This is a genomic window from Lutibacter sp., from assembly GCF_041555395.1.
In the GTDB taxonomy this organism is placed as follows: Bacteria; Bacteroidota; Bacteroidia; order Flavobacteriales; family Flavobacteriaceae; genus Lutibacter.
The window spans coordinates 1-8,881 of sequence record NZ_JBFFKM010000075.1; the positions used below are offsets into that span (position 1 = coordinate 1).

Annotated in this window: 6 protein-coding genes, 1 other RNA gene and 1 pseudogene; 4 read left to right on the forward strand and 4 right to left on the reverse strand. The window is 33.4% G+C overall.

Annotated elements, in window-relative coordinates; all coding sequences use genetic code 11:
- Positions 1-819, reverse strand: an 819-nt coding sequence (locus tag ABY285_RS11540; RefSeq protein WP_372770209.1) for a carboxypeptidase-like regulatory domain-containing protein, incomplete at its 3' end; no start/stop codon positions are given.
- 6 nt (positions 820-825) lie between these two features.
- Positions 826-2,469: a M23 family metallopeptidase gene (locus ABY285_RS11545; RefSeq protein ID WP_372770211.1), complete on the reverse strand. Its 1,644-nt coding sequence runs from the start codon at positions 2,467-2,469 to the stop codon at positions 826-828.
- 636 nt (positions 2,470-3,105) lie between these two features.
- On the opposite strand from ABY285_RS11545, the gene ABY285_RS11550 reads away from it, so the two are divergent.
- From ABY285_RS11550 to rny, 4 genes are all read left to right on the forward strand, one after another.
- A complete protein-coding gene (locus ABY285_RS11550) occupies positions 3,106-3,396 on the forward strand; it encodes a hypothetical protein (protein WP_372770213.1) in 291 nt (96 codons plus the stop codon).
- Positions 3,397-3,406: 10 nt separating this feature from the next.
- Positions 3,407-3,703 (forward strand): cell division protein ZapA, encoded by a 297-nt coding sequence (locus tag ABY285_RS11555; protein ID WP_372770215.1) that lies wholly within the window; start codon positions 3,407-3,409, stop codon positions 3,701-3,703.
- A 58-nt stretch (positions 3,704-3,761) separates the two neighbouring features.
- A non-coding RNA gene (ssrS, locus tag ABY285_RS11560) (6S RNA) lies at positions 3,762-3,867 on the forward strand.
- Between the two features lie 45 nt (positions 3,868-3,912).
- Positions 3,913-5,481, forward strand: coding sequence for a ribonuclease Y (rny, locus tag ABY285_RS11565; protein WP_372770217.1), 1,569 nt, complete (start codon positions 3,913-3,915; stop codon positions 5,479-5,481).
- 392 nt (positions 5,482-5,873) lie between these two features.
- On the opposite strand, the gene ABY285_RS11570 is transcribed toward rny, so the two are convergent.
- Together ABY285_RS11570 and ABY285_RS11575 are read right to left on the reverse strand one after the other, a co-directional pair.
- Positions 5,874-8,519 carry a hypothetical protein gene (locus ABY285_RS11570; protein WP_372770219.1) on the reverse strand — a complete coding sequence of 882 codons (2,646 nt, stop codon included), beginning with the start codon at positions 8,517-8,519 and terminating at the stop codon, positions 5,874-5,876.
- A 38-nt stretch (positions 8,520-8,557) separates the two neighbouring features.
- Positions 8,558-8,881, reverse strand: a pseudogene (locus tag ABY285_RS11575) (hypothetical protein); the annotation flags it as partial.

Sequence of the window (8,881 nt, forward strand, 5' to 3'; positions counted from 1 at the left end):
ATCTTTACTGTTAATAAACAAGCTGTTATCCCGGTATCTTACGCCTATTATAGCACTTAATTTATCTTGAAGCATAACGCCTTCCACAGTGGCGCTTCCGCCCAACAAACTTGCATTTACGCTGGTTGTAAATGTTGTTGGCATTCTGTAAGTAATGTCTAAAACCGAAGAAAGTTTATCACCATATTTTGCCTGAAATCCACCAGCTGAAAATTTTACGTTTTGTACCATGGCACTATTTACAAAACTCAAACCTTCCTGTTGTCCGGATCGGACCAAAAACGGCCGATAAACTTCAATGCCATTTACATAAACCAAATTTTCGTCGAAATTTCCGCCGCGCACATTGTATTGGGTGCTTAATTCATTGTTGTTATTAACGCCGGGCAACGTCATTAATATATTTTCAACACTTTGATTTGCCCCTGGAATTTTTGCAACATCAGCCGGATTTATGCTTATAAAACCCTGTGCATCTTTTTTAATGTCTTTTACAATCACTTCTTGGATGACTTCAATTTTAGGCTCTAAAGTTGGCGAAAACTGAATCGTCTTATTTTTTTGCAGCTTAATTATTTTATCAAAAGTGGCATAAGAAATATGGCTAAAGGTGAGCGTTATTTCTTTATTTGCCGGTATTTTCAATATATATTCACCATTTTCATCAGAAGTGGTTCCGGTATTTAAATACGTAATAGCAACGCCTTCGATGGGTGTTTTGTTACTGGTTTTTAAAACACCTTTAACAGTTGCCGTTTGGGCAGTTATTAAGGTTGTCGCCAATAAAAAACACAAGGTTAGTGTTGCTGTTTTTAGCATGTACTTTTATATTTTTCTAAAGAAAGTTGCTGTAAGCGTGTTTGAATTTCCAACATTATCTGTGACCACAACCTTCAGTTCATGCTTGGAATCAGTAAAAATTTTATCTTTAAAATCATAAGTTAACAATCCGGTTGCAGGATCATATTCCATTAAAATCCATTGTTCATTTATTTCAGCTCTGTAAGTGTCAATGCCAGATTTATAATCGGAAATCTTAACTTTCAATTTTTCGTAATTTGTCAGCCATTGATTGTCTTTAAAATTATGCAACTGAATAGAAGGAGCATCCTTGTCTGATAGCAACGTAAATTTCCCTAATTTTTTTGTTGAAGTATAAAATGTCGTTGGTGTTTTTATGGTCGACTCATAACTTTTATTTCCTTTTTTGCTTATCGAAGCAATATACATTTGTTTTTTTTCGCTTTCTGAATATTTGGAGACATCGAAAGTAATGGTATAATTATGATGAATAGGCACAGTTGGGTAATGAACTTTAGCAACCGAATCTTTTACTTCAAAATCCAACCATAAATCCGCATAAAAGGTATTTTTAGGAAAAGCTACAGTAACTCCATCTATGCTAAACTGATTAAATTGCGCAGAATTAATTTTATAAGGTGTTTCAATTTCTGTTTTTCTAACTAAAATATCATCATTCTTGCCAATGATGGGGATGGATATTTTTTGACTATTGCCAATAAAATCTTTTGCAATAATCTCAATATTATATGATTTTTTGTCTTCAATAGTTAAATAACCGTTAGTAACGAAAGGTGAATACATGCTCAATTTGTTTGAAGGTTCAATAAAACATTTTTGAATTCGTTGCCCCATTTTTTCAAGCCGTTCGTAATCAACAAGCAAATTAATGTATTTATCTTCTGAAAAAGGGAATTCAATTGCCCTAAATTCATGAATTTTCTCTCCATTTACCGAAAGTTCCAGACTGTACAATCCATTTTGATTGATGGCATTATCCAATTGGTCGTAAGCATTTACGCCAAAACCTATTTTTCCAAAAGCATTCATTTTATCGGCAAGCAAATCCCCGTTATTTAATCGTTTGAATGAAAGCTGTAGGGGAATATTAACTTGATTAATTTGAGAATAGGTATCTAAAGAGTAGCCAACCAAACCAGTAATTGAGGGGCGTTTAGAGTCACTTATCTGTATGCCAAAAAGTAAGGGGTTAATTGTTTTCTCAGAAGAAGTATCTCTAATTTCAAAATGCAAATGAGGGCTAACAAATCCGCCAGTGCTTCCGCTTAATGCTATAATTTCACCTTCTGAGACTGGCAATTCGGAAGCCGCAGGGAAAAGCTGAATCTCAAAAGTTTCGTTTTTGTATTGTTCTTTTTTAATATAGGCTTCAATACGGTCGCTAAATTTCTGTAAATGTCCGTAAACTGTTGTATAACCGTTTGGGTGCGTTATATAGATCACTTTTCCATAACCCCAATGCGAAATTTTTATTCGGGAAACATAACCTTCTGCTGAGGCACAAACCTTTAAACCTTGTCTCTGTTCTGTTTTAATATCCAATCCGGCATGAAAATGATTAGCTCGCAATTCCCCAAAAGTTCCGGATAAAATTAATGGTATTTCTAACGGACTCCCAAAATAATTGGTTGGATACGTGTTTCCCATAGTAATGCTCGCTTGCCCGAAAATAAAAATGTTGGAACACAGTATTAATAGAATTGAAAGGGTTACAAATTTTTTCACAAATAATATTTTCTTTGTGCTAAAATACTAAATAATATTTTGCAATTAATTAAGTTCATAAAGTTTTAAGCGCCTAAAATACTTAATTTAAGAAGCCCTTAATTTTAAGATTCAATTAGGAAAAAACAATTTTTTACTTATTGAACTGGTTAAAACTTTTTTTCAATTGGCTACAAAATGTTATTTTTCAATCACTTTTTGTTTTTTTTGAACTCCGTAGCGATGCTATGCAGTTAAAAAAAGCCTTCAATTGAGCAAAAAATTCCTATTTTTCGTTTCAATCAAATAAGTTTAAACCAGTTCATTCAAACAAACGGATAATTTAAATATAAATTATAATATTTTTGTCAGCAAAGGTTTATTTTTCGTTTAACTTTAAATACCTCAAACTTAAAGTGTTTTAGTTAATAATTAATTACAATATTTTTTTATAAAGTGTGATTTTTTAATCATTTAGCATTAAAGAATCGAAGTATTTTATAAAATGGAAAAAAACAGTTGTAATATTGCGTTACTAACACTAACTTTGTATTTATAGTTTATATTCCTAAAGTAAATATGAGTTCTATAATACAAGTAGTTAATTTAGTCGAAGATAAACTCAAAATACTTCTGAAAAATTATCATTTTTTAAAAGAAGAAAATGAGTTTTTATTCAACAAAATAGCATTATTAGAGAATGAGTTGGCAGAAGGAAAGCAATTGTTAAATGATATTGAAGTTAAGTATCAAACATTAAAAATTGCTAAAACTATAGAAGGCAGTAAAGAAGATAGAAGGGAAACGAAACTTAAAATAAATGCATTAATTCGTGAAATTGATACGTGTATTGTTCAATTAAGCGAATAAGATCTTTAAAATGGCAGAACCTTTAAAAATAAAAGTAACAATCGCCGGTAGGGTATATCCAATCAACGTGAAGAACGCAAATGAAGAAGAGGGTATGCGAAAAGCGGCCAATCATATCAATGATTTGGTTACTAAATTTGAAAAGAATTATGCGGTAAGCGATAAACAAGATGTATTGGCCATGTGTGCTTTACAATTTGCCTCACTTATTGAAATTGGTTCCATTACAAAAGATCAGGATTTAATAGAAGTGACAGAAAAAATTACTAAATTGGGTGCGTTAATTGATACTCATTTAGAAAAATAAGTTCTTTAAAATAAATTTAATAATAATAATACTGCCTACATTAGTTATTGTTTGTCGAACTCAACATTATACCTTTATAAAGGATGAGTCTTAATTGCAAAAGCAAGCCGTTTTAAACGGATCCTTGACCAATTAGTTAATCCTAAACTTGTTTAAAGGAGTTTACAAGACCTCTCTAATGTAGGTTTTTTTATACTTAAAACTGAAATATGATAGAATATATAATGCCAATTATTGTTGGTATAGCAATAGGGCTCGCAATAGGTTATGTGATTGCTAAAACGCTGGAAAAATCGAAGGCCACCAAAATTTTAAGAAACACAAGAAAGGAAGCGGCGACAATTATTAAAGAAGCACAAATTGAAGCTGAAGCAACCAGAAAAGACAAGATTTTACAAGCCAAAGAAAAATTTATTGAGTTAAAATCGGAACACGAAAAAGTGATTATTGCCCGTGACAGAAAAATATCCGAGGCAGAAAAACGTGCACGGGACAAAGAGTCTCAAATATCCCAGGAACTCGATAAAAACAGAAAACTAAACCTTGATATTGTCTCAAAAATAAGTGAGTTCGATAAAAAAGTGGAATATTACGATCGGAAAACTGAAGAAGTTGACAAACTGCACCGCAAACAAGTCGATCAGCTTGAGGTAATTTCAGGATTGTCTGCAACTGATGCTAAAAAAGAATTGATTACTTCCTTAAAAGAACAAGCAAAGTCAGATGCTATGGCCAACATTCAGGAAACTATTGAAGAAGCCAAATTAACTGCGCAACAAGAAGCACGTAAGGTTATATTAAACACCATTCAACGTGTAGGGGTTGAACAAACTGTTGAAAACTGTGTTTCTGTATTTAATATAGAATCTGATGATGTTAAGGGTAGAATTATAGGTAGGGAAGGTAGAAATATTCGTGCTTTGGAAGCTGCTACAGGTGTTGAAATCATTGTGGATGATACGCCGGAAGCTATTATTTTATCTTGTTTTGATCCGGTACGAAGAGAAATAGCGCGTTTGGCATTGCATAATTTAGTAACCGACGGACGAATTCATCCGGCTCGTATTGAAGAAGTTGTCAAAAAGACCGAAAAACAAATTCAGCAGGAAATTATTGAAATAGGGAAACGAACCGTAATCGATTTAGGTATCCACGGATTGCATCCTGAGCTTATTAAGACTATCGGACGTATGAAATATCGTTCTTCTTATGGTCAAAACTTATTGCAGCACTCACGTGAAGTTGCCAATTTATGTGGTTTGATGGCTGCGGAATTGGGATTAAACGCCAAATTGGCGAAAAGAGCAGGTTTGTTGCACGATATTGGAAAAGTTCCAGAATCAGAAAGTGAATTGCCTCACGCTTTATTGGGAATGCAATGGGCTGAAAAATATAATGAAAGCGCCGAAATTTGCAATGCAATAGGTGCTCACCACGATGAAATTGAAATGAAAACGTTAATTGCGCCAATTGTGCAGGTTTGTGATGCTATTTCTGGGGCCAGACCTGGTGCTCGTCGTCAAATTTTGGATTCTTATATTCAACGTTTAAAAGATTTGGAAGACATAGCATTCGGATTTACGGGTGTTCAAAAAGCATACGCTATACAGGCAGGAAGGGAATTGCGAGTTATTGTTGAAAGTGAAAAAGTTACTGACGCTAAAGCGGCAGAACTTTCTTTCAGTATTTCACAAAAAATTCAAAATGATATGACCTATCCAGGTCAGGTTCGAGTAACTGTAATAAGGGAAACAAGAGCTGTAAATATTGCCAAATAAAATTATTGTTTTAAAAAATAGATTAAAAAACCGCTTTTGCGGTTTTTTTCTTTATAGTACGTTAGGTATATTGATTGTATTTTCTTTGGTTATTTTAGCCACACAAATCAAAAATATTTTTTACATTTACTTAATTAAAAAAGTTAAAATAAACACTTAATACATTTCATTATGGCAAAAAGTCAAGACGCGAAAAAAAACGTCAAAAAAGAACCGCTTAAAACGGCGAAAGAGAAAAAAGAAGCAAAAAGAGATAAAAAAGCAAAAAGAGATTAATTCTTTATAAAAAACCCTCGTTTAGAAATAAACGAGGGTTTTTTATGCCACTTTTGTATGATAATATTTATTAGTTTTATGAAATTTTGTTTCGTAAAACCTTTAACCTTTAATCATTATTCCAATCTCAGACTAATAATTGCAATTCCATGTTTGTCTGTCAATTCATTTTCAGAAATCCCGGGTCCAATTGAGAATTGAATACTTTCAACTTTTGTTATATCAAATTGTGAGGATAGATTGTGATCTAAATAATAAGGCAAAAAGCTTGGATAGGGTCTGGGTAATGTAACTGTTTTTAAAGGTTTTAGGCTAGATAATGATATTTTATAATCAGTGGTTTTTGTTCCAATTTCTATATTATTTCCGAAGGAAGAACCATCATTCATTACAAAGGCAATCTGCAATTTACATGGTTTTTCGTTCAAGGACCTTCCTTTAAAAATCATATTTTTCATTAAAGGGAGATCATTTTTTCTGCCTTTAATTTCATTCAAAATAAAATGTTTAAAGCTATAATCGTAAATTGGTTTTGCATTCAGATTTTCGATATCGGTCACAAACAATTTTTCAAGATTCATCTGATATTCTGCTTCACCTTCATTTTTTGTAGGAACTAATTTAAATGATTTACGCCATTCTTTTACAAGCAAATCGGAATCTTTTGCGGCATTGAAAAGGTGTATTGGGTTTGATTTTGGAACAACACGCACTTCAAAAGTACTTCTGTCATAAAAATCCCAATCAAACTGGCGTCCTGTTTTAGCGGCCGGATAGGTGGTGTAATTCTCTTCATGATGCTGTACAATAATATGATAAGATAAAAACCCGGCAGTCATCATTTCAGCAGGAATGGTAGCTGAATATGAATAAGCAGCCTTGTTTTCCATTTTATAAATTTTACTTTTACCATTGGAATATACAACCAACTGTATTTCCTGAGGTTTATTTGGCGCAATATAATTTACTTTAATAGGTAAGGAAGCATTTTCAGAAACTTCAGTTTCCGGCATATGTTTAAACCAAGGTTTCGTTACGGTTGTTTTCGGTGCGTAAAAATCGTTTAGTTTGCCAAAGGCCGAGTCGTCATTTGTCTTCCAAATTTTAGAAACACCTTTTTTGCTCAACATATAAGTTCCCGGGGCGATTGAAAAAGAGGCGTTTTCCACCAATTTAGAATATGTATTTCCTTTATTAATAGCCTCTATATCAAATTGAGAACCAAGGTTTTGAAGATGAATAACCATATTATGATTTTCCCAGTTGATGACAGCAACAGTTTTTTCGGGACTGTTTCGTCCAAAAGGGTTATCAACCCAAACGGCATCTGGCATCACTTCCAATCGCCAAATTCCTTCTTCAATTTTATCCAAAAAATATGCGCCTAAGCCGTCGTATTTTACTAGCGAAGAGTTTCCAAAACCTGCGATCAGTTTTAATTTAGCTTCATTTACAGGATTTGTGGTCGTATGGTTTGTATAAATAAATTTAGTTTCAGCATTGTATTCCGCCAAATCATTTTCATAATTCACTTTAAAATTATCAAAAGTCAGATTTTTAGGATATTTCCCAAAGTCTTTATACATGGGTATTTCGTGAAAAACTTCAGAAGCAATCATTAAACTCAAAGCTTTTTGAGGCGTGTAAGCCAGATTCATATAATGCGTGTTATATTCTGTGTTTGTGGAAGCCAAATAGGTTGGGTCATAAGCGAAATGGGTCGCCAATTGTATGCCAGCTTGCCTGAAACTTCTTGCTATTGCCGGATATATATAAGATTTTCCCATATCGGCAGCATCAAATTCATAGACATATTTTGCGCCGTGATATTTTTTTATGGTTTTATCAAAAGGAATATTGTAATCATTTGTGTTAGGGAGTAAGTTACCGGGAATTTCGCGCTGATAGCCCAAACCTGTTCCGTACCATTGAAATGTTCCACCTTGTATTCCCGCTTTAAAATAGGCTTCAGCCAAATGCACGGAATGGCTGATATTGTATAAAATTGGTTTCTTAGTGCCAGATTTTTTCATGGCTTTTACCATTCCTTTTATAAAGTTGGTAACTTCCTTTTCGCTTCCTCTATGATGCGGTTCATTGCTTATTTCGAAAGCAAGGATATTAGGGTCATTTTTATAGGCTAAACCAGTGTATGGATTCACATGGTTTAAAAACTGAAACAAATAATTTTGTTGTGCTTTAATGGCACCAGGGTTTATAAGACAGTTGTCTTTGCCGTATTTATGCGAAAATCCGGGGGTGCTTTCATCAGGCTCCGGCCAGCCGTTTCCCCAAAAAGCAATGGGAGTTATGACAGCACGAATGCCTTTGTCTGCTAATTTTTTCATTAAAAAATCGAAAGTGTCCAAATGTTCATTTACAATCAGGTTTCCTAAGGTGTCACTTATTTCGGTATCCCAAACATGCACTCGAAATAAATCGAATCCCAATCTTGAAAAATGGTACACGTCATTTTCAATGGCCTTTTTTTGGTCGATGTCCATTCGTTTTGCAGAACGATAAGCGTGTGCAAATGGAACCGTATAATTTACTCCAAACCCTTGAACTTCTTTGTTGGATGTTTTCCATCTCATTAAGCCATGATTATCAACATAAATATCACCTTTTTGAGTGTTATTTTGGCTAAATGCGGCTGCGGTAACTAAAATAAATACAAATAGGAAAGCCCTTAAAATGGATTTGTAAAAGTTTATTTTACTGCTTGAAAAATTAATATGATGGTTGTTTTTTGATTTCAACATGGCTATTTTAAAATGTAAATTAAATTGGAATAATTCCTTTAAATAAAATTTCTCACTTCATCTTTCATAAAAGTCAATGCTGTAGCCGAAGGTGCACCATTATTTAAGATTTTTTTTATAATGGCTTCGCGTAATTCTTGGGCGTTGGTAACGGTTTCTTCCTCCACAGTTTTTTTAATGATATAAATTGTGGCATTTTTTGCAGACATAATAACACTCCAACATTGATCTGAAATGTAGATTTGCTGTGCAAGATTGTGCTCAAACTCGTGCTCAATGGTATTGATTAAACTTTCGCTATATGCATTGATGTCGTTGTTGACAGAAGTGATTCTTAACACCAATTTTGAAGGGTTGATGCG

Excerpts from the sequence above, each read along its gene's own strand:
- ABY285_RS11545 (WP_372770211.1), bottom strand. The coding sequence starts at position 2,469 with ATGGGAAACACGTATCCAACCAATTATTTTGGGAGTCCGTTAGAAATA.
- ABY285_RS11550 (WP_372770213.1), top strand. The coding sequence starts at position 3,106 with ATGAGTTCTATAATACAAGTAGTTAATTTAGTCGAAGATAAACTCAAA.
- ABY285_RS11555 (WP_372770215.1), top strand. The coding sequence starts at position 3,407 with ATGGCAGAACCTTTAAAAATAAAAGTAACAATCGCCGGTAGGGTATAT.
- rny (WP_372770217.1), top strand. The coding sequence starts at position 3,913 with ATGATAGAATATATAATGCCAATTATTGTTGGTATAGCAATAGGGCTC.
- ABY285_RS11570 (WP_372770219.1), bottom strand. The coding sequence starts at position 8,519 with ATGTTGAAATCAAAAAACAACCATCATATTAATTTTTCAAGCAGTAAA.